Raw genomic sequence first — 23826 nt, 5'->3', positions numbered from 1 at the left:
GATTCATATAGTTATACGCATTATTAGATAGTACCATATAAAAATCGGGCGGTCAACCATCTCAACCAATTTTCACATAAGTCGCATCCCGCATTAAACCTCCGCCTTATAAATGACATACCCCTTTTCTTTCTTCACTTCAATGACTTTCCTATATAGTTGTTGAAGTTTTTGTTTTGTTGTCGGCGCCCCTTGTTTTTTTCGGATCACAACCCAAAGCGCACCCCCGGGCAACAGATAATCAAGCGCCTCCGAATAAATAGCATGTACCGTCGCTTTTCCTGCCCGAATCGGCGGATTCGTCACAATTGCCGAAAACCGCTCTTCATTCGTCACACCCGAGAAACCATCTCCCGAAACAGCTTCAACTCCATTTGCATCGTTACGGGTAACATTTTGTCGCGCAAGAGCCACCGCCCGCTCATTCACATCAGTCATCACTACGCGCCGCCCGGTAAATGCCGCGAGGGTGATCCCGATCGGCCCATACCCACACCCCATATCCAGCAACGGACCGGAAATATCAGGCTCGGTAAATGTCTCAATCAAAAAACGACTTCCAAAGTCCAGCCCTCCTTTTGAAAAAACGCCGTCGTCGACAACGAAAGAAAACGAACGGTCTTTTACTTCAGTTGTAAATGAGCGCTCCCTACTTGGTGCTCCCGGATGTCGACTATAGTAATGTTGCGACAACTGTTTCCACCTCCTTTAGAAAAACTTGGCTTATCGCCAAGCTTTTATGGCGAAAGCCTTCGTTGCACTTTTGAAAGAAAAGGTTTTATACTTTCTTACCTGCTAAAAAACACTTTCGGTAGAAGGGGCATTAATGGGGGGGAGGGAAGACAAAATTACCATGCTAATATAAACGTTTGTCTTCAGAGAGGATGCGTATCGTCCGCACGCGATTTTTGTCCTTCAATCGTTCATACGCCGCGATCGTATAGGGTAGATGTTGGCCGCGAGGAGATACCTCCATTATCTCTACTTTCCTCCATATATAGGATCGTGCAAGCGGAGAAAAAGCTTCCCCGCAAACGTGCGGGGAAGCTTCTCGCTTCCAATGCGCTATTTTAATTCAACTTCTGCGCCTGCTTCTTCAAGCTGGCTCTTCATGTCTTCGGCGTCTTCTTTGCTTACGCTTTCTTTAATTGTTTCCGGAGCGCCATCCACGAGCGCTTTTGCCTCTTTAAGACCAAGATCTGCGATGCCGCGCACGACTTTGATGACATTGATTTTAGAAGAACCAGCATTATTTAACACAACGTTAAATTCTGTTTGTTCTTCTTCGGCAGCTTCTCCGCCACCGTCACCGCCGCCGACAGCGACCGGCGCTGCTGCAGTTACTCCGAATTCTTCCTCGATGGCTTTCACAAGATCGTTCAATTCAAGAACGGTCATGCCTTTGATTTCTTCAATGATTTGTTCTTTTGCCATTGGTTATATCCTCCTTCAAAAATATAATTTAAGATGCGTCTTCGTTTTCCTCTTTTTGGTCAGCCACTGCTTTGGAAGCAAGGGCAAAGTTACGGATCGGCGCTTGCAAGACATTGAGCAACATGGAAACAAGACCGTCGTAAGACGGAAGTTCAGCGAGTTGCTTGATGTCTTCGACAGGCATGACCTCTCCCTGAATGATACCTGCCTTGATCTCTAGGGCTTGATTCTCTTTCGAGAATTCATGCAAAACTTTCGCAGCCGCTACTGCGTCTGTACGACTTGTGGCAATCGCCGTCGGCCCAACAAGGTGCTCGTCAACGTCGGTGTAGTTCGTTTCCTCCGTCGCGCGGCGTGTCATTGTGTTTTTATACACCTTAAATTCCACATCCACTTCCCGAAGCTTACTACGGAGTTCTGTTGCTTGACCAACATTGAGACCACGGTAATCGACGAACATAATCGATTCGCTGTTTGCAAGCTTATCGGCAATTTCTTGTACGACCGCTTGTTTTTGTTCGAGCACAGTGCTCATCATTCCACCTCCTATTAAATTTGAAATCGAAACGCGGAACGAGTTCGAGCGTCTCTGTAAACGAAAAAAGACCTCTTTACGCCGCGTTTTTCGTAGACATAAAAAGGTCTTCCATTTCGGAGTATCCGCAAAGAATACTCCTCTATCAGGTAAGATAACCTCGGCAGGGTGTTTAAGCACAAAGATGCACCTGCTGTCTACGGTTGATGCGATTTTGGATTGCCAACGTTGATTATAAACAAAGGCGCAACGGTTGTCAAACCTTCACTCCGCTTGTCGTCACCTTTACACCCGGACCCATGGAAGAAGCGACTGAAATATTCCGCACATAGACGCCTTTGGCGGCCGATGGTTTTGCCTTTACGAGCGTGTCGATGACTGTGTTCAGATTCTCGTTCAACTGCTGCGCATCGAAAGACACTTTCCCTATCGGTACATGAATATTTCCTGCTTTCTCCACCCGGTACTCGACCTTCCCTGCTTTAATTTCGTTCACTGCTTGCGCAACATCCATCGTTACCGTCCCTGTTTTCGGGTTCGGCATTAACCCGCGGGGACCAAGCACACGACCGAGTTTACCGACTTGGGCCATCATATCCGGCGTAGCCACAACAACATCAAAATCCAACCATCCTTGCTGGATGCGGTTGACAAGCTCTTCCTCACCGACAATGTCTGCACCGGCTTCTTCTGCTTCTTTCGCTTTTTCGCCTTTCGCAAATACAAGGACACGCTTTGTTTTCCCTGTTCCGTGAGGGAGAACAACAGCACCGCGAATTTGTTGATCAGCTTTACGCGGGTCAACACCGAGGCGAACCGCAACTTCTACCGTCTCATCAAAATTCGCAGGAGCTACTTTTTGCACGAGCTCCAATGCCTCGACGGGGGCATAATCGTGTGACGTGTCTACTTGTTTTTGTGCATCTATAAATTTTTTCCCTTGTTTTTTAGGCATTTCCATTCAACTCCTCTATTGTGGTTTTAACGGTTTTACCTCCCACGTAGGACCATGCTCCCTTTGGTCAATAAAGGCCGCGAACACCGGAAGGCCGTTTCGCAACCCGATTTTCTTCCGGGATATGATCTAACCTTCAACCTTGATGCCTATGCTTCGGGCAGTTCCTTCAATAATGCGGATCGCCGCTTCCGTGCTTTCGGCATTGAGGTCTTCCATTTTCATCTCTGCAATTTCACGGACTTTATCGGCGCTTACACTGCCGACTTTTGTCTTATGAGGTTCGCCCGATCCGCTGTTTACTCCCGCGGCTTCTTTTAGTAAAACCGGAGCCGGCGGCGTTTTTGTGACAAATGTAAAGGAACGATCCTCATAAACGCTAATCTCTACAGGGATAACCGTCCCCGCCTGCTCTTGAGTGCGAGCGTTGAATTCTTTACAAAAACCCATGATATTGATACCAGCCTGACCGAGTGCCGGGCCGACTGGTGGTGCCGGGTTGGCTTTTCCTGCAGGAATTTGAAGCTTGACTACTTTCTCTACCTTTCGAGCCACGCGACACACCTCCTTCGTCCATATTGTGGTGTTTCGGGCCAAACGCCCTCCCACTTTTAGCTTCATTATTGAAGCAAACAAAATAAATCTTATCATCTAAGAAGATAAACCGCAAGCATTTTAAACAAAGAAGTTCACATCTATATTGAGCCTCTCCTCTTACGGTTATACTTTTTCTACTTGATTAAAATCAAGCTCTACGGGCGTCTCCCGTCCGAACATATTGACGTGTACCTTGAGCTTTTGTTGCTCCCCATTGATTTCCTCCACAGTGCCTGTGAAATCAGTGAACGGGCCGTCTTTCACTTTTACCGACTCTTTTAATTGAACATCAATTTCTGCCTTCGGTGTATCTTCACCCATTTTCCGCAAAATGTCGTCCACTTCGTCTGGCAAAAGCGCATTGGGCTTAGAACCCGCTCCCGGTGAGCCGACAAAACCGGTGACCCCCGGGGTGTTCCGTACCACATACCAAGAATCATCCGTCATCACCATTTCCACGATGACATATCCCGGAAATGTTTTTTTGGTGACCGTCTTTGTCTTCCCATCTTTCGTTTCCTTCTCCTCGTCCATAGGGACAAGTATCCTGAAGATCTTATCAAGCATCTCCATGGATGCCACACGCTTCTCCAGGTTAATTTTCACTCTGTTCTCATAACCGGAATACGTGTGTACCACATACCAGTTTTTCTCCATAATTAACGGACCGGTTGATTGATCCCTTTCCTCCTTCCGTAATTAAGCATCCTTCTCGATCGGAAAAGACATCTTAAGCGAGGAATGTTTCCACGAGATAAGATATCCCCGAGTCAACAAGCGCAAAAAAGATCGTAATAAAGATGAGTGTAACCAACACCGTTCGCGTATACTTGAAAAGCTCTTTCGGTGTTGGCCAAGTGACACGCTTCATTTCTTTTCCTACTTCGCGCAGGAACTTGACACTATTCTTAAAAATTACGAGCCCCTCCCCTGTTATCGGCCTCATAAAAATCTTTTAAAACATAAAAAAACAACCGCTTCCGGTGTGTTTTCAACTCAACTTTCTATTTATATAGGTGTACGTATTCAATCCCGGGTAGATGCAAATGATGCTATAAACTGTACCATAGCAGGCCCGTGCTGTCAATCGAAGGACGTTACGCATAAATCTGCAAACCGAAATACTAGAGCACGAATCAACGACCCGCCCGCAAACCCGCGCTCCTCGACTACATGTGCAAATCCTCGAAAACAGGCGAAGATTCTGTCTTTTTGTCAAAGTAATATTTTCTTTCTATGGGTAAATCTTTCAAGTTTCCTTTTTACCCGTTGCAACGCATTGTCAATCGATTTTTCATGTGCCTCGGCAGCAACGGATATTTCCTGGTAGGAATGGCCGTCTAAATAAAGACGAAGCACTTTTTGTTCCAATTCGCTTAATAATTCGGTTATTTTATGTTCAACATTTTCCAATTCTTCTTGATTAATCAGCATTTCTTCCGGATTCGTAACAATCGTGCTGCAAATCACATCCATCAACGTACGATCTGATTCTTCATCATAAATTGGCTTGTCCAACGATACATATGAATTTAAGGGAAGGTGCTTCTGACGGGTAGCAGCTTTAACCGCGGTAATGATTTGGCGTGTAATGCAAAGCTCTGCAAACGCGCGAAACGAGGAAAGCTTGTTTCCCTTAAAATCGCGAATGGCCTTATAAAGTCCAATCATCCCTTCCTGTACAATATCTTCGTGATCAGCGCCTATAAGAAAATAAGATCGGGATTTTACACGGACAAAGTTTTTGTACTTGTGAATCAATTTTTCCAACGCAGCGGAGTCCCCATGGTGTACCTTTCTTACAAGTCGGTCGTCTTCCGTCTCCTCAACGTGTCGCTGTTTCTTCTCGATGAAGTGTACATTCACAACCATCCCTCGCCCTCGCCTTCTACGTATCTTTTATCCCAGTGTCAATACGCCATAGATCATGGTGATTAACCAGCCGTAGTCGCAGGATTTCTTTCTTTAATGGAATTCTCTGTATCTAGTAGTATAAAGAGCAGAAAACGGCAAGTCAATCACTTATTGACGATTTCGACGCCACTTTTCAAAATATTCAGCGACATCTTGGGATATGACACGATTCCCATAATCGTTCCCCTTTTTCACCCGCGCGACCCGTTCGGTAACATGTTGTTCAACATGACTCATTTGTATTCTCAATTCACGGGCCGACGTGCGCAGAGCGCCACTTCCAAATGTCACCGACTGTTCCACATAATCCGAAGTAGCGACATAGACTTGGGTTTCGACATTTTTCAGTTTGCTTACGAGCTTTTCGATACGCTCATCGGCGGTTTCCCGCTCACGGGTATAGACGACCTCGACACGATGGTGCTTATTTTTGCTCCCCGTGCCCGGCACCATATGGGCATCGAAAACAATCATCACTCTCTTTCCAGTCACCGCTTGGTACTCTGCCATTTTGTCAATGAGCAAATCTCGTGCTTCTATAAGCGAAAATTGCTTGATATGTTTTAATTCCGGCCAATCTCCGATAATGTTGTAGCCATCGACAAGCACGATCTCTTTCATCACGTTGCACCTCCTAACGGATGACGCTTCCGTTGCACTTCATACAGGAGGAGGCTGCATGACACAGCAGCATTCAAGGAAGAAACGTCGCCCGCCATCGGGATCTGATATAAAAAATCGCAGGCTTCTCTGACGAGGCGGCTCATTCCTTTTCCTTCACTACCAATGACCAAGACGACAGGCATTTCCCCGTCTAATGTACGATAATCTGCTTCAGCAGAGGCATCGGTGCCGACCATCCATAAGCCTTCTTTTTTCAAACGCTCCATCGTTCGCGCAAGATTTGTCACTTTTACGACCGGAACGTGTTCAATCGCACCCGCAGAAGCTTTTGCTACTGCGCCGGTGAGGCCGCTTGCCCCATGTTTTGGGATGATGACTCCATCTGCCCCGGCCGCGTCCGCACTCCGCAATATCGAACCTAAATTTTGCGGATCCTCGATGCCGTCCAACAGAATAAAAAAAGGTGCTTGTCCTTTTTCGGCCGCGCGTGCAAACAGAACGTCCATATCCGCAAAGGCATAAGCCGAAACAGAAGCTGCAATGCCCTGATGATTTTGAATGCCTGTCAGTTGATCGATTTTTTTTCGGGGCACGTAGTTGATGGCAATGTTTCTTTCTTTTGCCTTGGAAACCAGTCCCTGTATCGCCCCTTTCTTCACCCCTTCCGCCACCCAAATTTTCTGAACGGATGCAGAAGAATGAAGCGCTTCAAACACGGGATTGCGGCCGGTTAACCACTCATTCTCTTTCATCTTTGCTTTCCTCCTCCCAAGCGCCGGGCATATCGGACAATAAATCCCTTAACCGTTCATGATGGCCACAAAGGTGTAGATAACCAATCAGGGCTTCAAAGCCTGTACTGTATCTATACGTAAACGCATCGGTATTTTTCGGAATGCTTCCTGATTTTGCATTGCGCCCGCGGCGTATGATCGTCTCCTCAACCGCGTACAACCGCTGGTTCTCCAACCAATGATGCAAACATTTCGCCTGTGCATTCGCGCTCACATAAGCCGTCGTTTTTTGATGGAGCTCTTGGGCGCGTGTATACCCTTTCTGCAAAAAATGCGTCCGTATATGCAATTCATAGACTGCATCCCCGATATACGCGAGCGCCAGGCCATTTAGTTGGGCAGGGTCAATGGCGCTCATGATTTCGACACACGTTTCCAACGCGTGCCTTGCGGGGTGTCTTCAAGCTCGATGTCCCTCTCTTTTAACAAATCACGAATGCGATCTGCTTCCCGGAAATTTTTATGCACGCGTGCTTCTTTCCGTTGTTCGATATAGTTTTCGATATCATCGGGCAGCAGATCTTCTTCGACAGAAAAAGAAATGCCTAAAACGTCCCCCCACTCCGCAAATGCATCCAGCATCTTTTGCAACACGTCTTTTGACGTATGAGGTTCTTGCAAATAGCGATTCCCCTCTTTTACGAAGTCAAATAAAACCGTAATCGCGTTTCCTGTATGGAAATCGTCATCCATCTCCCTGGTAAAACGATCCTTAAAATCTTCAATCTTCTTTAACCACCTGCCGCTCTCGGCAAAATCCGCACTCGCACGGTAACGGTGCCGCACATTTTCCAAAAACGTACGGATTCTCGCCAATCCGGCCCCCGCGGCTTCCACCAGCTCAACGTTAAAATTAAGGGGATGCCGGTAATGAGATTGTAAAATAAAGAAGCGGATCGCTTCCGGATCGTGTTGTTGAACCAAATCGTTGACGAGCACAAAATTCCCGAGCGACTTGGACATCTTTTCGTTATCAATCTGGAGATAACCATTATGGAGCCAGTAGTTGGCCATCGGCTCCTCCAGCAAGGACTCCGATTGCGCTACTTCATTTTCATGATGGGGAAACATGAGATCTTGCCCTCCGGCGTGAATGTCAATCGTGTCTCCCAAATATTTTTTTACCATCGCCGAGCATTCGATATGCCAACCGGGCCGCCCTTGGCCCCAAGGACTGTCCCAGGACACTTCTCCGGCTTTGGCCTCTTTCCACAATGCAAAATCCAAAGGGTCCTGCTTTTGCTCGCCAACATCAATGCGGGCCCCTGCTTGAAGGTCGTCGGTGGATTGCCCCGACAGTTTTCCATAATCCAGAAAAGTCTTCGTCTTAAAATAAACGTCTCCGTCCGCTTCATACGCGTACCCTTTGTCAATGAGCGCTCCGATGAAGGTGATGATATCAGCCATCGTCTCCGTTACTCGTGGGTGAATATCCGCCCGCTTCACGCCCAATGCCGACGTATCTTCATGGAACTGATGGATAAATCGTTCGGCCAGGGCAAAAACGTCTTCACCGGCTTCTTTAGCCGCATCAATAATTTTGTCATCCACATCGGTAAAATTCGTGACATATTGTACATCATAGCCGCGGTGCATCAAGTAACGCCGGATCATGTCAAAAACGACCGAGGATCTGGCGTTTCCGATATGAATATAATTATAGACCGTCGGCCCGCATACATACATCTTTACCTTCCCCTCTTCGAGGGGTTGGAAGGTTTCTTTTTGCCTGGTTAACGTGTTGTACATTTGTACAGCCATCGTTTTTCACTCCTGTTCTTCTTTCTTCCTGACCTCTTTCAACTCCAAACGCAATCGTTCTACCTCTTTTTCCAAAACCGTAAAACGATCATCCTCGGGGTCGGGCAAAAGATGGTGTTGCAAATCCTGATTCACCTTCACACCATCTTGCACAACGACACGTCCCGGGACACCTACGACAGTAGATTTGGGCGGCACTTCATTAAGAACGACGGCTCCTCCGCCGATATTGGAATGATGGCCGATCCGCATCGAACCTAACACTTTGGCACCCGTCGCCAACAACACATGATCTTCAATCGTCGGGTGCCTTTTCCCTTTTTCCTTGCCGGTGCCTCCTAGCGTCACGCCTTGATAAATCGTAACATCGTTGCCGATTTCACACGTTTCTCCGATCACAACCCCCATGCCATGGTCAATAAACAATCGTTCTCCAATAACCGCTCCCGGATGGATTTCAATCCCGGTTATAAAACGACTGATTTGTGAGATGATCCGAGCGATGAGATACCGACGTTTTTTATAAAACCAATGGGCGAGACGATGGCTCCAAACCGCATGGACGCCGGCGTACGTCAATACAACTTCAAGCCGGTTTCTTGCCGCCGGATCCCGCGAAAAAACAACATCAATGTCACGCTTTAATGTTCGCCACATAGTTCCCCCTCATCCTTTGTCCTTATGCATCATTAGTTACACGGACGGCTTTGACGCCGAAAAAATGCTTCCCAATTTATAGTATAAAAAAAACTCTGTGCCCAACGCACAGAGACGCTTTTCACGCGGTACCACCCTGTTAGAGCCATAAGGCTCCCCTCTTACGGATTAACGGCCGTGAGCCGCTTTCGCCTACTTGAGATATTTCAACGAAAGACTCCAAGGGGCATTCACCGATGGCTCCTTCGGCTGCTTCCACCGCTGCAGCCGTCTCTGGAAAGGAACACCATCGATTACTATTCCTTGTCAACGTTCGGTTTCACTTTATTGTTGTATATGCGATGCATCGGCTAATCTTGCCTGTACCGTTTCTTTTCCGAGAAGTTCAATGGCTTTCGGCAATTCAGGCCCATGTGTCTGCCCGGTCACTGCCGCGCGAATCGGCATAAATAATGTTTTCCCTTTTTGCCCGGTTTCTTTTTGTGTCGCTTTAATCGCTTTTTTTATCTCAGACGCCTCAAAGTCCTCGAGATGGTCCAACTGCGCGGAAAGAGTTGTCACCACCTCGGGAACATGGTCTTCGTTTAACACATCCAAAGCATCCGCCTCATAAGCAATGGATGATTGGAAAAATAGGGAGGCTAATGAGCTAAATTCTTCAGCGTAATGCATTTGCTCTTGATAAATCTCGACAAGATTCTTCAACCATTCCCGGTCTTCTTCCGTATAAGAGGTGCCCAGTAATTCTTCCTTTTGCAAATGGGGAATGACAAGTTCCGTTAGTCGATCGGAATCCGCTTCTTTCATATACTGGTTGTTCATCCAGGCAAGTTTGTCTTTGTCAAAAACAGCCGGTGCTTTTGATACACGCTCCAGCGAAAACCTTTCAATCAATGCTTCGATAGTAAACTTTTCTTCTTCATTGCCCGGGGACCAGCCAAGTAATGCAAGGAAGTTGACAAGGCCTTCCGGCAAATAACCGAAATCCTGATACTGCTCGACAAACTGCATGATCGACTCTTCCCGCTTGCTCATTTTTTGCCGATCTTCGTTAAGAATTAGTGGTGCGTGGGCAAAATGCGGCCGTTCCCACTCAAATGCATCGTATAAAAGGGCTTGCCGTGGAGTATTGGATAAATGTTCTTCTCCGCGGATCACATGGGATATTTTCATCAAATAATCGTCGACGACGACCGCGAAGTTGTACGTAGGAACCCCGTCTGAGCGCGCGATGACAAAATCACCGATTCCGTCCGTATCAAAGCTCACTTCCCCGCGAATGACATCATGGATAACCACCGAGGGTACCTCATTGACGTCAGGGACACGAAATCGCACCACCGGCTTGATCCCTTTTGCCTCGTACGCTTTTTGTTGCTCCCTCGTTAAATCGCGGTCCCTACCGCTATATTTCGGCATCTCTCCGCGCGCAATTTGGGCCTCCCGCTCTGCCTCAAGTTCCTCGCTCGTCATATAACAACGATAAGCCTTGTTTTCTTTCAGCAATTGTTCAATATATTTTGGATAGATATCGAAGCGTTCGCTGCTTCGATAAGGGGCATAAGGGCCACCGTTTTCGATGCTTTCATCCCAATCCAATCCGAGCCATTTCATGCTGTCCATTAATTTATCCGTAGCATCATCGATATTACGTGCTTGGTCCGTGTCTTCAATCCGCACGATAAACTTGCCGTTATGATGCCGGGCGAACAAATAATTAAAAAGCGCTTGGCGAGCGCCTCCGATATGCAGATGGCCCGTTGGACTCGGCGCAAACCGAACCCGGACTTCCTGTGTCATCGCTAACACCTTCCTATTGTCTTACGTCCTGATTTCTCTTGCAAAGATTGTACCATAGTTAAAAAACAAACGATATTATTTGCTTTCCAGTAAAAGAACCGCCATTGCCGAAATGCCTTCTCCACGACCGGTAAATCCCAGCCGTTCGGACGTTGTCGCCTTTACATTCACTTGGGAGAGATCCGCATGGAACAGCTCCGCGATTCTTTCGCGCATCGGCACTATGTAGGGGGCCATTTTCGGTTTCTGGGCGATAATCGTTGCATCCAGATTGCCTAACGTATATCCTTTATTCTCCGCCAATGCGTAGACTTCTTCCAATAGATGGGCTGAATCAGCTCCGGCATGGGCGGGATCCGTATCGGGAAAATGGCGACCGATGTCTCCTTCGCCAATGGCACCAAGACAAGCATCGGCAATGGCATGCAACAAAACATCCGCATCGGAATGCCCTTTTAACCCGTACTCATACGGAATGGACACACCGCCGAGCATCAGCGGCCGGTCTTTTTCAAAGGCATGCACGTCAAAACCTTGCCCGATTCTCATGCTGATCTTCCTTTCTTTCTTCAAGTATCATTTCTGCAATGCCGATATCATACGGCGTCGTTAATTTTATATTTTCCTCATTACCGGGGACGAGTCGAATCGTTCCCCCTATATGTTCAACAAGGCCGGCATCGTCCGTGCCTGCAAAATCCTGCTTTTTCGCTACATCGTGCGCCCTTTTTAAAAGCTTATAAGAAAATGCCTGCGGCGTTTGGACCGCCCACAGTTCATCACGTGCCAATGTTTCGGTCACCACTTGCTCGCGAGACCCTTTCTTAATGGTATCCTTTACCTTTGTCGCCAATACAGCCCCTTGTGTTTCACCAACCTCGGCCGCGAGTCTTCGAATCTCTTCCGGGCGGACGAACGGGCGGGCACCGTCGTGAACGAGAACAACACCTTCCGATTGGTTGATTTCCAACAGTCCGGCATACACACTTTCTTGTCGTTCCTGGCCGCCGGGAACGATCGCTGTCACTTTTCTTAATCCATACTCCGTGAATAACTGCTTCATCTCTATGATTTCATCTTTGTTAGCAACAACGATCATTGCCTCACAGGCTTCGTCCCTTTCAAATATTTGCAGCGTACGAACGATGAGCGGAACCGCTCGGATGGTTAAAAATTGCTTGTTTGCTCCTGCATTCATACGCTTTCCTTGTCCGGCCGCCGGTATAATTACCGTATACGCCATTCTTTCTTAGCCCCCTTGCAATAACAATCTTATGATACAATTGAAGGGTTTGAAAAGCAAGTTGTGCAGAGGTCACCCGAATTCATCCCGGGCGCAGACTTGATCACTTCTACATTGATGACGTAACGGCTTCCAGGTTCTTTAGTTCGAAGGCGAGCATGATCAAAAGAGAAGCCCCGACCATTACTATTATAACGATCGGGGCTCTATCAAATGAACATTACTGCGCTTTTTCAAGCAATTTTGGTTTTGCAAAAATCATCCTGCCGGCGCTCGTTTGCAACACGCTCGTTACAATAACGTCCAATTGGCGCCCGATATAGGAGCGTCCATCTTCGATGACAATCATCGTGCCATCATCAAGATAACCGACGCCTTGACCTTCTTCTTTTCCATCCTTAATCACCTGCACAGACATCCCTTCTCCGGGCAGAACAACTGGTTTGACCGCGTTGGCCAAATCGTTAATATTGAGTACGTCCACGCCCTGCAAATCACACACTTTGTTCAAATTAAAATCATTGGTCACCACAACACCATTGGTTTTTTGCGCCAATTTCACAAGCTTACTATCAACCGCATCTACATCTTCGAAATCGATATCCTCGATTTTCACTTCAACGGAGCTTTCTTTCTGGATTTGATTAAGAATATCAAGGCCCCTTCTGCCTCGATTCCGCTTCAATGCATCAGAGGAATCAGCAATATGTTGCAGTTCATCAAGCACAAATTTGGGAATGACAATCGTTCCCTCCAGAAAACGTGTCCGGCAAACATCGGAAATGCGCCCATCAATGATCACACTCGTATCAAAAATCTTTATGGGAATCGACGGTCGCTCGCTCTCCGTTTCATTTAGCCCTTCCCGGCTGTCCCCTTTTTTACGATCCTTATTACCACTCTTGCCAAAGCCGCCGGCAAGGGCAACGATTTCATCTCGCTTGTAAGAACCAATGCGAAAGCCATAGTAACCTAAAATAATCGTCATAAATATCGGGACGACCTGGCTGATCACCGGAATTTGAATTTCTCCCAACGGAAGCCCGATCAAAAAGGCGACGATCAGTCCAAACATTAATCCTATGGTACCAAATAACACATTTGTAATCGGTGCCTTTATAATCGTTTCCTCAACAACACTTAACGCTCGAACAATCGGATCAGCCACCCACAGGGATAAAATAAAAAATAACAGTGCACCAACGCCCCCGCCCACATACTCATTCATCAACCAGGCAGGTAGTTGCACGTTCAATGATGAAATAATTTCAGACATAAATATAAAACCAAGGGCTCCACCAATAACGACAAAAAACACTTGCACCATTCGTTTTAAAATATCATTCACCTCCCTCTTTTCATTATTGCCAAAAACATTTCCGTTTAACCTTTGAATCTTCGATTTATTACATTTCTTCCTTTCGAGCCATCACTCCTTTTAGTGTATCCTCATACTATCAGTTTGCACCTTACCATTTCCACAAAAAGATTAAACGTGCCGATCGATAAACATTTGCTCTTGCACGCGCTCCAACCCCTCCTTTACTAGTTTCGCCCTTGTTTCTCCAATTCCTTCAACTTTTCCAAAATCCGTTAAATTTGCTTGGCTTATCGCACCCAACGTACTGAAATGTTCGACAATATTATCGATAATCACGGACGGAAGCCTCGGAATGCGATGCAACAACCGGTATCCCCGTGAGGATAATATCCTGTCATGATTTTCGATCGGCTTCGTATATCCCAGCAATCGCAGGATTATCTCATCATTTAATGGCTTTTTGTCGGATAAAATTTGTAATTCACGGAAGGCTTCGGATGCATCTGTTTCTTGATGATTCACGTAGTCTTTCAAAAGTAAAAACGCTTCCCGCTCCATGTTCGTTAAAATTTCATTGAGTTGCATCGTGATGAGTCGGCCTTCATTCCCCAGTTCATGCACATAGGTAATTAGTTCTCGCTTCACTCGCAAGACCATCTCCACGCGATGAAGCACTTGGGAAACATCCTGATAAGTGACAAGACGCTCAAATTCAAGGGCACCTAGATTCGTAATGCTCTGATCCAACACAGCTTTATATTTTTCCAATGTCTGAATCGCTTGATTCGCTTTTGTTAAAATAACGCCCATGTCTTTAAGCGTATAGCGATGGTCGCCTTGATACAAAGTAATCACATGACGGCGTTCAGAAATGGCGATCACCAGCTCCCCGGTAGATTTGGCCACACGTTCGGCCGTGCGGTGGCGCATACCGGTTTCCTTTGAATGGATCTTGCTATCGGGTACAAGTTGAACATTTGCATAAAGAATGGTATCAACGTTTTTACTGAGGATAATGGCTCCATCCATTTTTGCCAATTCATAGAGTTGGGCAGGGGTGTATGCTGCCTCAATTTCAAAACCGCCGTCCACAATCTTTTTAACGTCCTCGCTAAATCCGACAATAATCAGCCCACCCGTCCTCGCACGCAATACATTATCCACCCCTTCCCTAAAGGGGGTTCCGGGTGCCAAAAATGGAAATACGTGATTAATAAAATGATCACGATCGCGGTCACTCATCGTTTGTTTCACTTCCTATTCCCAAGTTTTCGTCCGTTTTTCAAGCATCACATCTAATGCCTCTTCCAAGGAACCAACACCTACACATGTCATGCCATCGGGGGCTTTCCAGCCACCCATATTTTTTTCGGGAATGATGCAACGTTCAAACCCTAGTTTCGCGCTTTCCTTTACCCTTTCCTGAATGCGGGAGACCCTGCGGATTTCCCCCGTCAAACCTACTTCACCGATCGCAACATCCGTCGTGCGTGTCACCTGATTGCGAAAACTTGAAGCGATACTCGTCGCCAGCGCCAAATCAACGGCCGGTTCATCCAATTTTACGCCACCGGCAACATTAATATAAGCATCTTGATTTTGAAGCAGCATTCCTACTCGCTTTTCCAATACCGCCATCAGCAAGGACACACGGTTATGGTCCACACCGGTTGCCGTACGTCTGGGATTGGCATAGCTGGTCGGTGCAACAAGCGCTTGTAACTCCACCAAAACGGGGCGGGTTCCTTCAAGGGATGCCACGACCGTTGCGCCCGCAACCCCTTCCGAACGCTCTTCCAAGAAAATTTCCGACGGATTCAACACTTCTTGCAAACCTTCTTCATTCATATCAAAAATGCCAATTTCATTTGTGGAACCAAAGCGATTTTTCACTGCACGCAAAATTCGAAACGTATGATGCCGCTCCCCCTCAAAATAAAGCACCGCATCCACCATATGTTCCAGCATTTTCGGGCCTGCAATCGAACCTTGTTTTGTTACGTGGCCGACAACAAACACCGAAATACCCCGGGATTTTGCCATGCTCATAAAAACAGACGTCGATTCCCTTACTTGGGCGACACTTCCGGGAGCAGAGGAGATATCTGGCGTTTGCATGGTTTGGACCGAATCAATGATCAATACATCCGGTTCCACCATGTCCACTGCCTGATCAATCAATGACGTATCCGTTTCGGTAAGCACGTACAAGGTATCCGCCTTGGCTTTCAAACGATCGGCACGCATTTTTGTTTGTTTGACCGATTCCTCTCCGGATATATATAACACTTTTTTTTCGTCTTCTGCCAAAAGTGTGGACAGTTGCAAAAGCAGCGTTGACTTGCCAATACCGGGGTCACCTCCGACAAGAACCAGGGAGCCGGGGACAATTCCCCCGCCTAAAACACGATTTAATTCTGATAATTTCGTCGTCATTCGCGGTTCGTCTTGGGTGTTTACGTCACTGATTTTTTGTGGGCGATTACTCCCCACGGAACGCACCGTACCGCCCGGACGTTTTGGCTCATTCCCCTCCATCTCCTCTACCAGCGTGTTCCAATTCTGGCATGAAGGACAACGGCCCATCCACTTCCGGGATTCATACGTACATTCCTGGCAAACAAACTTGGTCTTTGTTTTCGCCATCATTCTCTTCCTTTCTCCATCGTATGTAAACAGTGCTTGACTAAATCGTTTTTTAGAAAACTAGGCTTATCGCCAAGCATTAATGGCGAAAGCCTAGTTGCACTTATGCGGGAAAAAGTTTTATACTTTCTTACCTACCGAGAAAAGAAAAGCCGGGGAACCCGGCTTCATACTTACGATGTTACTTTCGACTTCAACTCCACTGCAAACTCCCCGTTACGATAATCAATAACCGCTGCTTGCCCTTTTTCGATGTTTCCTTTTAACAACTCTTCGGATAAGCGGTCTTCGACTTGCTTCTGTAACGCACGGCGGAGTGGACGTGCCCCGTAGTCGGGATCAAATCCTTCATCGGCGATTTTTTCCAACGCCTCATCGGTAAGTTCAAAGTCCACTTCTTGTTCCTGTAGCCGCTTTTTGAGTTCATTGGCCATTAAGCCAACGATTTGTCTAATGTGTTTCTTTTCAAGGCTGTGGAACACAATCGTTTCATCAATTCGGTTTAGGAATTCGGGGCGGAACGTTTTCTTTAGTTCGTCGATGACTTTCGTTTTCATATCCGTGTGTTTTTGATCTGTCGTATTGGTCGTAAATCCAACGAATTTATTATTCAGCGACGCAGCCCCCACGTTGGAGGTCATAATAATGGCCGTGTTTCGAAAGTCCACTTTTCGACCTTTAGAATCCGTTAGGTGTCCGTCTTCCAATACTTGAAGCAAGATATTAAAGACGTCCGGATGCGCTTTTTCAATTTCATCCAACAAAATGACGGAATAAGGACGCTGGCGAACTTTTTCCGTGAGTTGGCCACCCTCATCATAACCGACATAACCGGGCGGTGAACCTACTAGCCTGCTCGTTGTATATTTTTCCATATACTCGGACATGTCGATCCTGAGCACCGCTTCTTCATCCCCGAAGAGCGTTTCCGCCACGGCACGGGCCAATTCGGTTTTTCCAACGCCGGTCGGTCCCAGGAAAATAAAGGAGCCAATAGGGCGGTTCGGATCTTTCAGGCCTGCACGGGCACGGCGTACCGCTTTTGATACCGCATCAACGGCCTCATCTTGCCCGACCACTCGGTCATGCAGAATATCTTCCATTCGCAAGAGACGTTCTGTTTCCTCTTCAGCCAGCTTCGTAACAGGAATTCCCGTCCAACTGGCAACAACCTCGGCAATATCATTCATGGCGACTTCTGTATTTTCCTGGCCTTGTTTTTCTTTCCATTGATCTTTGAGTTCGTCCAGTTCTTCACGAAGGCGTTGTTCACTATCACGAAGGGAAGCGGCTTTTTCAAATTCTTGGCTTTGAACAGCGGCATCTTTTTCCTTGCGTGTTTCTTCCAGCTGTTGTTCTCTTTCTTTCAGATCAGTCGGAGCTGTATAAGAACGAAGCCTCACCTTGGAAGCCGCCTCGTCGATCAAGTCAATCGCTTTATCCGGGAGGAATCGGTCAGAGATATAGCGATCAGACATTCTTACCGCTTCTTCGATCGCTTCATCTGTGATCGTTACCCGATGGTGTGCTTCATATCGATCACGCAGGCCACTCAAGATTTGCGTGGATTCTTCCAATGTAGGTTCATCCACATGAATAGGCTGGAAACGGCGTTCAAGCGCTGCATCTTTTTCTATATAACGACGGTATTCATCAAGTGTTGTGGCCCCAATGCATTGCAAATCGCCACGCGCCAATGACGGTTTCAAAATGTTGGACGCATCGATGGCACCTTCAGCACCGCCTGCGCCGATTAACGTATGCAGCTCATCGATAAACAATACAACGTTTCCGGCTTGACGGATTTCTTCCATAACCTTTTTCAATCGATCCTCAAATTCCCCGCGGTACTTCGTACCGGCAACCACGGTTCCCATATCCAGGGTCATTACCCGTTTGCTGCGTAATGTTTCCGGAACTTCATTGGCAATGATCGATTGTGCCAATCCTTCGGCGACAGATGTTTTACCGACGCCGGGCTCTCCGATGAGCACTGGGTTATTTTTCGTCCGTCTTGAAAGGATTTGAATGACACGTTGAATTTCTTTTTCCCTGCCAATCACCGGATCGAGATTCTCTTCTTTGGCGACGGCCGTAAGGTCACGCGCCAGACTATCAAGGGTAGGTGTGTTTACAGTGCCGCCCGCACTTCCTCCCTGTTGTCCGTTATTTGTGGCAGATTCATTACTCCCCAGCAATTGCAACACTTGTTGGCGGGCTTTGTTCAAGCTTACACCCAAATTGTTTAACACACGTGCTGCCACGCCTTCGCCTTCCCGAATGAGGCCAAGTAGAATATGCTCGGTGCCCACATAAGAGTGGCCTAACTTTCTCGCTTCATCCATGGACAGTTCAATCACTTTTTTGGCCCGGGGCGTATAATGGGGGGTTTGTTTTTTCATTTGCCCGTTTGCTTCTTGGCCTATAAGATTCTCCACTTCTTGCTGGACATGCTCGGGACCGAGGTTTAGTGCTTGCAATGCTTTAGCGGCAATGCCTTCCCCTTCCCGTAACAAACCCAACAGAATATGCTCGGTTCCAATATTTGTATGGCCAAGCCGTACAGCCTCTTCTTGGGCAAGCGCGAGTACCTTTTGTGCTCTCTCTGTAAAACGGCCAAACATCATGTTTCGCCACCTCCGTCTTGTATAGTTTCAAGCTTCAATCTTTCGCGAATTAACGTTGCCCGACGCTCATCTCGGCCATCCGCCGTTAATCCCTGTTCTGCAAACTGTTGTAAAAACGCAGGCTGAATTAAAACCATCAACTCATTAAGAATATTACCCTCTATGCCTCGGATTAAATCCAAATCAATCCCTAGCCGAAGCGTGGACAGGTGATTAGCGGCTTCCTTCGATTCTATGATGCGACTGTTTGCCAAAATACCATAGGACCGATGAACCTGGTCAGAAAGCTGTAATTGATTGTGCTTCAGCAATTCCCGCCGGGTGTTTCGCTCCCTTTCGATCAGTTGGAGCACCACGCCGCGCAATTCCTCGATAATATCCTCTTCTGATTTGCCCAACGTCATCTGATTAGAAATTTGGAACAGGTTCCCTCTAGCTTCGCTGCCTTCTCCGTAAATTCCTCTAACAACAAATCCCAACTGACTAACGGCAGGCAAAATTCGATTTAATTGCTGCGTTGTGACAAGCGCGGGCAAATGCATCATAACCGAAGCTCGCATACCTGTGCCCACATTTGTGGGGCAACTCGTTAAATATCCTTTTTTTTCATCAAATGCATAGGTTACATGGGATTCAATCCAATCATCAAGCTCATCTGCAGCTTCATAGCCTTCGGATAATTGAAAGCCGGGAGATAAACATTGGATTCTTAAATGGTCTTCCTCATTTACCATCATACTGATCGTTTCATCGTTATTCAATACAACAGCACCTTGCTCAGATTCTTCAGCAAGCTGTGGGCTCGTTAAATGCTTTTCGACAAGAACCGTCTTTTCAATTTTTGAAAGCCCATCCATCGGTAACCATATCAATTTCCCGACCTTTTCATTGCTTGTTCGGGACAACTGTTCATAAACATGTTTGTAGAGTGCCCTCGCCGCCTCCTGGGATGTGGAAGAAGGGAAGGGGTAATCTTCAAGGTTACGAGCTAACCGAATGCGGGTACTCATCACAATGTCATCGTCAGGGCCGGGATCTTTCATCCACGGACTGATTGCGTTAGAGATGAATTGCTCCAAAGACATTATAGCCCCTCCTCCTTCTCTTTGGCTTCCTGCAGTTCCCGAATTTTATCGCGAACCTCGGCCGCGTGTTCAAATTCTTCACGATCGATGTGCGTTTGCATTTTCGTTTTTAATGAGGATATTTCTCTTTTCAACTTTAGTCGGCCGCCCTGACGCTTCGGAATTTTTCCGGTGTGTGTATGATTTCCTCCATGCACACGTTTAAGAATCGGGTCAAGCTTGGCACTAAACGCTTCATAACAGTAAGAACAACCAAAACGGCTGTTGTTTATAAAATCTTTATAATGCATGCTGCACTTAGGACATTGCAAGGTGTATGCCTGCCCCACCTGCTGGGAATAACCTTCGCCGCTCCCCGTGCTTGGGTCTACATTCAACAAACCCGACAGGAGGTCATGAATGGAATAACTATTTGAACCCGCGAATTCATCACCTTTTTCTTTAGCACACATTTCGCATAAATGCATCTCTGTTTTTTTCGCATTAACAATCTTCGTGAAATGCAGGGTTGCCTGTCGTTGATTACATTCCTGACACTGCACGAACCCACTTCCCCTCTAAATTAAGTCTTATACTTTAAACTCGTAAGCATTGCTTTCAAAACATTAGCCCTGATCGTATCTCGGTGAGCAGGAACCGGAAGAGCGATAACCTCTCGTTCGATCGCCGCGAGCATCATATTCCCTTCTCGCTTGCTGATGGCCCCCTCTTCCAATAAGCGAAGAACAACACTTTTTCCCGTCCTTTGATCAATGGTCCTCCCGATGTGGTCAATTAATTGATCACATAATTCCTGATGATCCGCATGCCGTACTTTCGTAATTCGAATATAACCGCCGCCTCCACGTTTACTTTCAACTAAATAGCCTTTTTCAACGGTAAATCTGGTACGAATCACATAGTTAATTTGCGACGGTACACATTCAAAGTGCTTGGCAAGTTCACTTCTTTTTATTTCAATTAAATTCTGTTTTTCATCGGTCAAAATCGATTTTATATAATTTTCAATGACATCAGAAATGTTATTCCCCATCTTACCCACCCCCTGACCTTGACTATCTTTGACTTTAATATAATACAAAATTAATGCATTTTCAAGTCAGCACGTGCCTCACTTTCCTTGAAGTTTCTGTAAAGAAGGCATCCACAGTAACAGGATAGCCTGAAATAAAAACATTCATGCCATAAGGCTAACATTTGCTTCAACCTCTTCAGCGGCTGCAAACGAGCAGAAATAGGCGACAGTCTATCCTAGGGATGATCGCTAAAGGAAGGGAATGGAGGGAGTATAGGGGAGTGAACATAAAAAAGACCAAGTTTCCATGCACCACTTAGCCATTGAATTCCATAAAAAAACAGACCGCAATGCCGTCTGTATCATCTCTTATAAATGGTGGAGCCTAGCGGGATCGAACCGCTGACCTCCTGCGTGCAAAGCAGGCGCTCTCCCGGCTGAGCTAAGGCCCCATTTTAACTATCGTTAGATGGTGGGCCTGAGTGGACTCGAACCACCGACCTCACGCTTATCAGGCGTGCGCTCTCACCAACTGAGCTACAGGCCCATCTGTTAAAATATGTAGGAGCAGCAGTTGCCCGCTCAAAACTGAATGAAAGCCGAAGCGCTTGCCTCCGGCCCTTCGCTTGGAAGGGCCGATAAGCTCCTTAGAAAGGAGGTGATCCATCCCCACCTTCCGGTAGGGATACCTTGTTACGACTTCACCCCAATCACCAGCCCCACCTTCGGCGGCTGCGTCCCATCAGGGTTCGCTCACCGACTTCGGGTGTTGCCGGCTCTCGTGGTGTGACGGGCGGTGTGTACAAGGCCCGGGAACGTATTCACCGCGGCATGCTGATCCGCGATTACTAGCGATTCCAGCTTCATGCAGGCGGGTTGCAGCCTGCAATCCGAACTGAGAACGGCTTTTGCGGGGATTCGCTCCACCTCGCGGCTTCGCTGCCCGTTGTACCGTCCATTGTAGCACGTGTGTCGCCCAGGCCATAAGGGGCATGATGATTTGACGTCATCCCCGCCTTCCTCCGGTTTGTCACCGGCAGTCAATGTCGAGTGCCCAACTTAATGCTGGCAACGACATTCAAGGGTTGCGCTCGTTACGGGACTTAACCCAACATCTCACGACACGAGCTGACGACAACCATGCACCACCTGTCACTCTGCCCCAAAGGGGAAACCTTGTCTCCAAGGCGATCAGAGGATGTCAAGGCCTGGTAAGGTCCTTCGCGTTGCTTCGAATTAAACCACATGCTCCACCGCTTGTGCGGGCCCCCGTCAATTCCTTTGAGTTTCAACCTTGCGGTCGTACTCCCCAGGCGGAGTGCTTATTGCGTTTGCTTCGGCACTACGGGTATCGAAACCCCTAACACCTAGCACTCATCGTTTACGGCGTGGACTACCAAGGTATCTAATCTTGTTCGCTCCCCACGCTTTCGCACCTCAGCGTCAGTCACAGACCAGAGAGTCGCCTTCGCCACTGGTGTTCCTCCACATCTCTACGCATTTCACCGCTACACGTGGAATTCCACTCTCCTCTTCTGTACTCAAGTGCGACAGTTTCCAATGCCATTCCGGCGTTGAGCGCCGGCCTTTCACATCAGACTTGCCGTACCGCCTGCGTGCCCTTTACGCCCAATAATTCCGGACAACGCTTGCCCCCTACGTATTACCGCGGCTGCTGGCACGTAGTTAGCCGGGGCTTTCTGGTGAGGTACCGGCAAACTCCCGGCATTTCCTCCAAGAGCTGTTCTTCCCTCACAACAGAGCTTTACGATCCGAAAACCTTCCTCACTCACGCGGCGTTGCACCGTCAGGCTTGCGCCCATTGCGGATGATTCCCTACTGCTGCCTCCCGCAGGAGTCTGGGCCGTGTCTCAGTCCCAGTGTGGCCGATCACCCTCTCAGGTCGGCAACGCATCGTCGCCTTGGTAGGCTTTGATCCCACCAACAAGCTAATGCGCCGCGGGCCCCTCTTCGAGCGACGGCCATCGACCGTCTTTCTCCCCTCTCGCAGGCGCGAAAGAGGACGTATGCGGTATTAGCACCGGTTTCCCGGTGTTATCCCGCACTTCAAGGCAGGTTGCCCACGTGTTACTCACCCGTCCGCCGCTGGCCTTCCGGAGGTGCAAGCACCTCCGGAGGCCCGCTCGACTTGCATGTATTAGGCACGCCGCCAGCGTTCGTCCTGAGCCAGGATCAAACTCTCCATAAAAAGTTCCGCTTCGCACACGGGGGTGCGCGTCGCGCTGACTCTTGCTTTAATATATTCGTTCGCTTGGCTTTCATTCAGTTTTCAAAGGGCAAATCAATGGTGGAGCCTAGCGGGATCGAACCGCTGACCTCCTGCGTGCAAAGCAGGCGCTCTCCCGGCTGAGCTAAGGCCCCACTTTCTAATATAAATGGTCGGGAAGACAGGATTTGAACCTGCGACCCCTTGGTCCCAAACCAAGTGCTCTGCCAAGCTGAGCTACTTCCCGTACTAGAACTTAGATATTAGAGGTTTGAAGTTAGATTGCTTGCTTTTCCTTCGGAGCGAATACTTTCACACCAATTTCTAACCTTTCACTTCCAACCTCTAGAAAAATGGCGCGCCCGAGAGGAGTCGAACCCCTAACCTTCTGATCCGTAGTCAGACGCTCTATCCAATTGAGCTACGGGCGCCTATGGAGCGGAAGACGAGATTCGAACTCGCGACCCCCACCTTGGCAAGGTGGTGTTCTACCGCTGAACTACTCCCGCTAAAATGGTGAGCCATGGAGGATTCGAACCTCCGACCCTCTGATTAAAAGTCAGATGCTCTGCCAACTGAGCTAATGGCTCA

23 protein-coding genes, 7 tRNA genes, 1 rRNA gene and 2 other annotated features are annotated in these 23826 nt (G+C 47.6%); all 31 genes read right to left on the bottom strand.

Going from position 1 to position 23826, the window contains the following annotated elements; genetic code table 11:
• Positions 1 to 93: 93 nt before the first annotated feature.
• The 31 genes from DT065_RS11885 to DT065_RS11735 all read right to left on the bottom strand — a co-directional run bounded on the left by DT065_RS11885 (position 94) and on the right by DT065_RS11735 (position 23825).
• Complete coding sequence (locus DT065_RS11885) at positions 94 to 693, bottom strand: class I SAM-dependent methyltransferase (RefSeq protein WP_114373615.1); 600 nt, start codon at positions 691 to 693, stop codon at positions 94 to 96.
• Between the two features lie 372 nt (positions 694 to 1065).
• Positions 1066 to 1434: a 50S ribosomal protein L7/L12 gene (gene rplL / locus DT065_RS11880; protein ID WP_114373613.1), complete on the bottom strand. Its 369-nt coding sequence runs from the start codon at positions 1432 to 1434 to the stop codon at positions 1066 to 1068.
• A 28-nt stretch (positions 1435 to 1462) separates the two neighbouring features.
• Positions 1463 to 1969, bottom strand: a complete 507-nt coding sequence (gene rplJ, locus DT065_RS11875; protein ID WP_114373610.1) for a 50S ribosomal protein L10 — start codon at positions 1967 to 1969, stop codon at positions 1463 to 1465.
• Between the two features lie 56 nt (positions 1970 to 2025).
• Positions 2026 to 2190, bottom strand: a sequence feature (ribosomal protein L10 leader region).
• A gap of 35 nt (positions 2191 to 2225) precedes the next feature.
• Positions 2226 to 2924 carry a 50S ribosomal protein L1 gene (gene rplA / locus DT065_RS11870; protein WP_114373607.1) on the bottom strand — a complete coding sequence of 233 codons (699 nt, stop codon included), beginning with the start codon at positions 2922 to 2924 and terminating at the stop codon, positions 2226 to 2228.
• A gap of 129 nt (positions 2925 to 3053) precedes the next feature.
• The gene (gene rplK, locus DT065_RS11865) at positions 3054 to 3479 is read right to left on the bottom strand and encodes a 50S ribosomal protein L11 (protein ID WP_114373604.1); all 426 of its coding nucleotides are present in this window, start codon (positions 3477 to 3479) and stop codon (positions 3054 to 3056) included.
• 165 nt (positions 3480 to 3644) lie between these two features.
• Positions 3645 to 4178 carry a transcription termination/antitermination protein NusG gene (gene nusG / locus DT065_RS11860; protein WP_114373602.1) on the bottom strand — a complete coding sequence of 178 codons (534 nt, stop codon included), beginning with the start codon at positions 4176 to 4178 and terminating at the stop codon, positions 3645 to 3647.
• 73 nt (positions 4179 to 4251) lie between these two features.
• Positions 4252 to 4467, bottom strand: coding sequence for a preprotein translocase subunit SecE (gene secE / locus DT065_RS11855; protein WP_114373600.1), 216 nt, complete (start codon positions 4465 to 4467; stop codon positions 4252 to 4254).
• 269 nt (positions 4468 to 4736) lie between these two features.
• Positions 4737 to 5393, bottom strand: coding sequence for an RNA polymerase sporulation sigma factor SigH (sigH, locus tag DT065_RS11850; RefSeq protein WP_114373598.1), 657 nt, complete (start codon positions 5391 to 5393; stop codon positions 4737 to 4739).
• Positions 5394 to 5543: 150 nt separating this feature from the next.
• Positions 5544 to 6056, bottom strand: coding sequence for an NYN domain-containing protein (locus DT065_RS11845; RefSeq protein ID WP_114373597.1), 513 nt, complete (start codon positions 6054 to 6056; stop codon positions 5544 to 5546).
• Positions 6056 to 6811, bottom strand: coding sequence for a 23S rRNA (guanosine(2251)-2'-O)-methyltransferase RlmB (gene rlmB, locus DT065_RS11840; protein ID WP_114373595.1), 756 nt, complete (start codon positions 6809 to 6811; stop codon positions 6056 to 6058). Before rlmB ends, DT065_RS11845 begins: the two co-directional genes overlap by 1 nt.
• Complete coding sequence (locus DT065_RS11835; RefSeq protein ID WP_114373593.1) at positions 6798 to 7211, bottom strand: Mini-ribonuclease 3; 414 nt, start codon at positions 7209 to 7211, stop codon at positions 6798 to 6800. Before DT065_RS11835 ends, rlmB begins: the two co-directional genes overlap by 14 nt.
• Positions 7208 to 8614, bottom strand: a complete 1407-nt coding sequence (cysS, locus tag DT065_RS11830; protein WP_114373591.1) for a cysteine--tRNA ligase — start codon at positions 8612 to 8614, stop codon at positions 7208 to 7210. Before cysS ends, DT065_RS11835 begins: the two co-directional genes overlap by 4 nt.
• Positions 8615 to 8620: 6 nt before the next feature.
• On the bottom strand, positions 8621 to 9271 hold the full coding sequence (gene cysE, locus DT065_RS11825; RefSeq protein WP_114373589.1) for a serine O-acetyltransferase: 651 nt from the start codon (positions 9269 to 9271) through the stop codon (positions 8621 to 8623).
• 107 nt (positions 9272 to 9378) lie between these two features.
• Positions 9379 to 9590, bottom strand: a binding site (T-box leader).
• A 5-nt stretch (positions 9591 to 9595) separates the two neighbouring features.
• Positions 9596 to 11071, bottom strand: coding sequence for a glutamate--tRNA ligase (gene gltX / locus DT065_RS11820; protein WP_114373587.1), 1476 nt, complete (start codon positions 11069 to 11071; stop codon positions 9596 to 9598).
• Between the two features lie 75 nt (positions 11072 to 11146).
• Positions 11147 to 11620: a 2-C-methyl-D-erythritol 2,4-cyclodiphosphate synthase gene (gene ispF, locus DT065_RS11815; RefSeq protein WP_114373585.1), complete on the bottom strand. Its 474-nt coding sequence runs from the start codon at positions 11618 to 11620 to the stop codon at positions 11147 to 11149.
• Positions 11598 to 12314 carry a 2-C-methyl-D-erythritol 4-phosphate cytidylyltransferase gene (ispD, locus tag DT065_RS11810; protein ID WP_114373583.1) on the bottom strand — a complete coding sequence of 239 codons (717 nt, stop codon included), beginning with the start codon at positions 12312 to 12314 and terminating at the stop codon, positions 11598 to 11600. The genes ispF and ispD overlap by 23 nt, the downstream gene beginning before the upstream one ends.
• A gap of 220 nt (positions 12315 to 12534) precedes the next feature.
• Positions 12535 to 13653 carry a PIN/TRAM domain-containing protein gene (locus DT065_RS11805; RefSeq protein ID WP_114376273.1) on the bottom strand — a complete coding sequence of 373 codons (1119 nt, stop codon included), beginning with the start codon at positions 13651 to 13653 and terminating at the stop codon, positions 12535 to 12537.
• A gap of 150 nt (positions 13654 to 13803) precedes the next feature.
• On the bottom strand, positions 13804 to 14877 hold the full coding sequence (gene disA, locus DT065_RS11800) for a DNA integrity scanning diadenylate cyclase DisA (protein ID WP_114373581.1): 1074 nt from the start codon (positions 14875 to 14877) through the stop codon (positions 13804 to 13806).
• A gap of 15 nt (positions 14878 to 14892) precedes the next feature.
• On the bottom strand, positions 14893 to 16281 hold the full coding sequence (gene radA / locus DT065_RS11795) for a DNA repair protein RadA (protein WP_114373579.1): 1389 nt from the start codon (positions 16279 to 16281) through the stop codon (positions 14893 to 14895).
• 173 nt (positions 16282 to 16454) lie between these two features.
• Positions 16455 to 18908, bottom strand: a complete 2454-nt coding sequence (locus DT065_RS11790; protein WP_114373577.1) for an ATP-dependent Clp protease ATP-binding subunit — start codon at positions 18906 to 18908, stop codon at positions 16455 to 16457.
• The gene (mcsB, locus tag DT065_RS11785) at positions 18905 to 19993 is read right to left on the bottom strand and encodes a protein-arginine kinase McsB (protein ID WP_114373575.1); all 1089 of its coding nucleotides are present in this window, start codon (positions 19991 to 19993) and stop codon (positions 18905 to 18907) included. Before mcsB ends, DT065_RS11790 begins: the two co-directional genes overlap by 4 nt.
• Positions 19993 to 20535, bottom strand: a complete 543-nt coding sequence (gene mcsA, locus DT065_RS11780; RefSeq protein WP_114373573.1) for a protein-arginine kinase activator protein McsA — start codon at positions 20533 to 20535, stop codon at positions 19993 to 19995. Before mcsA ends, mcsB begins: the two co-directional genes overlap by 1 nt.
• Positions 20536 to 20555: 20 nt before the next feature.
• Positions 20556 to 21026, bottom strand: coding sequence for a CtsR family transcriptional regulator (locus tag DT065_RS11775; RefSeq protein WP_114373571.1), 471 nt, complete (start codon positions 21024 to 21026; stop codon positions 20556 to 20558).
• A gap of 358 nt (positions 21027 to 21384) precedes the next feature.
• Positions 21385 to 21460: transfer RNA gene (locus DT065_RS11770), tRNA-Ala, on the bottom strand.
• Between the two features lie 18 nt (positions 21461 to 21478).
• Positions 21479 to 21555, bottom strand: a tRNA-Ile gene (locus tag DT065_RS11765).
• Between the two features lie 104 nt (positions 21556 to 21659).
• Positions 21660 to 23217 (bottom strand): 16S ribosomal RNA (locus DT065_RS11760).
• A gap of 97 nt (positions 23218 to 23314) precedes the next feature.
• Positions 23315 to 23390, bottom strand: a tRNA-Ala gene (locus DT065_RS11755).
• Positions 23391 to 23405: 15 nt separating this feature from the next.
• A tRNA-Pro gene (locus DT065_RS11750) sits at positions 23406 to 23482 on the bottom strand.
• Positions 23483 to 23589: 107 nt separating this feature from the next.
• Positions 23590 to 23666: transfer RNA gene (locus DT065_RS11745), tRNA-Arg, on the bottom strand.
• Positions 23667 to 23669: 3 nt separating this feature from the next.
• Positions 23670 to 23744, bottom strand: a tRNA-Gly gene (locus DT065_RS11740).
• A gap of 5 nt (positions 23745 to 23749) precedes the next feature.
• A tRNA-Lys gene (locus DT065_RS11735) sits at positions 23750 to 23825 on the bottom strand.
• Position 23826 lies beyond the last annotated feature (1 nt).

Source organism: Salicibibacter kimchii, from assembly GCF_003336365.1.
GTDB classification, from domain to species: domain Bacteria; phylum Bacillota; class Bacilli; order Bacillales; family Marinococcaceae; genus Salicibibacter; species Salicibibacter kimchii.
Note: the sequence above shows the minus strand (reverse complement) of the source record. Positions and strands in the feature narration are given on the sequence as shown.

Bases quoted from the DNA above. Each gene is read 5' to 3' on its own strand.
- radA (WP_114373579.1), bottom strand. From the start codon at position 16,281: ATGGCGAAAACAAAGACCAAGTTTGTTTGCCAGGAATGTACGTATGAA.
- DT065_RS11775 (WP_114373571.1), bottom strand. From the start codon at position 21,026: ATGGGGAATAACATTTCTGATGTCATTGAAAATTATATAAAATCGATT.
- DT065_RS11835 (WP_114373593.1), bottom strand. From the start codon at position 7,211: ATGAGCGCCATTGACCCTGCCCAACTAAATGGCCTGGCGCTCGCGTAT.
- rplL (WP_114373613.1), bottom strand. From the start codon at position 1,434: ATGGCAAAAGAACAAATCATTGAAGAAATCAAAGGCATGACCGTTCTT.
- disA (WP_114373581.1), bottom strand. From the start codon at position 14,877: ATGAGTGACCGCGATCGTGATCATTTTATTAATCACGTATTTCCATTT.
- secE (WP_114373600.1), bottom strand. From the start codon at position 4,467: ATGAGGCCGATAACAGGGGAGGGGCTCGTAATTTTTAAGAATAGTGTC.
- cysE (WP_114373589.1), bottom strand. From the start codon at position 9,271: ATGTGGCGAACATTAAAGCGTGACATTGATGTTGTTTTTTCGCGGGAT.
- rplA (WP_114373607.1), bottom strand. From the start codon at position 2,924: ATGCCTAAAAAACAAGGGAAAAAATTTATAGATGCACAAAAACAAGTA.
- cysS (WP_114373591.1), bottom strand. From the start codon at position 8,614: ATGGCTGTACAAATGTACAACACGTTAACCAGGCAAAAAGAAACCTTC.
- nusG (WP_114373602.1), bottom strand. From the start codon at position 4,178: ATGGAGAAAAACTGGTATGTGGTACACACGTATTCCGGTTATGAGAAC.
- ispF (WP_114373585.1), bottom strand. From the start codon at position 11,620: ATGAGAATCGGGCAAGGTTTTGACGTGCATGCCTTTGAAAAAGACCGG.
- DT065_RS11790 (WP_114373577.1), bottom strand. From the start codon at position 18,908: ATGATGTTTGGCCGTTTTACAGAGAGAGCACAAAAGGTACTCGCGCTT.
- gltX (WP_114373587.1), bottom strand. From the start codon at position 11,071: ATGACACAGGAAGTCCGGGTTCGGTTTGCGCCGAGTCCAACGGGCCAT.
- mcsB (WP_114373575.1), bottom strand. From the start codon at position 19,993: ATGTCTTTGGAGCAATTCATCTCTAACGCAATCAGTCCGTGGATGAAA.
- rplJ (WP_114373610.1), bottom strand. From the start codon at position 1,969: ATGAGCACTGTGCTCGAACAAAAACAAGCGGTCGTACAAGAAATTGCC.
- DT065_RS11845 (WP_114373597.1), bottom strand. From the start codon at position 6,056: ATGAAAGAGATCGTGCTTGTCGATGGCTACAACATTATCGGAGATTGG.
- ispD (WP_114373583.1), bottom strand. From the start codon at position 12,314: ATGGCGTATACGGTAATTATACCGGCGGCCGGACAAGGAAAGCGTATG.
- rlmB (WP_114373595.1), bottom strand. From the start codon at position 6,811: ATGAAAGAGAATGAGTGGTTAACCGGCCGCAATCCCGTGTTTGAAGCG.
- sigH (WP_114373598.1), bottom strand. From the start codon at position 5,393: ATGGTTGTGAATGTACACTTCATCGAGAAGAAACAGCGACACGTTGAG.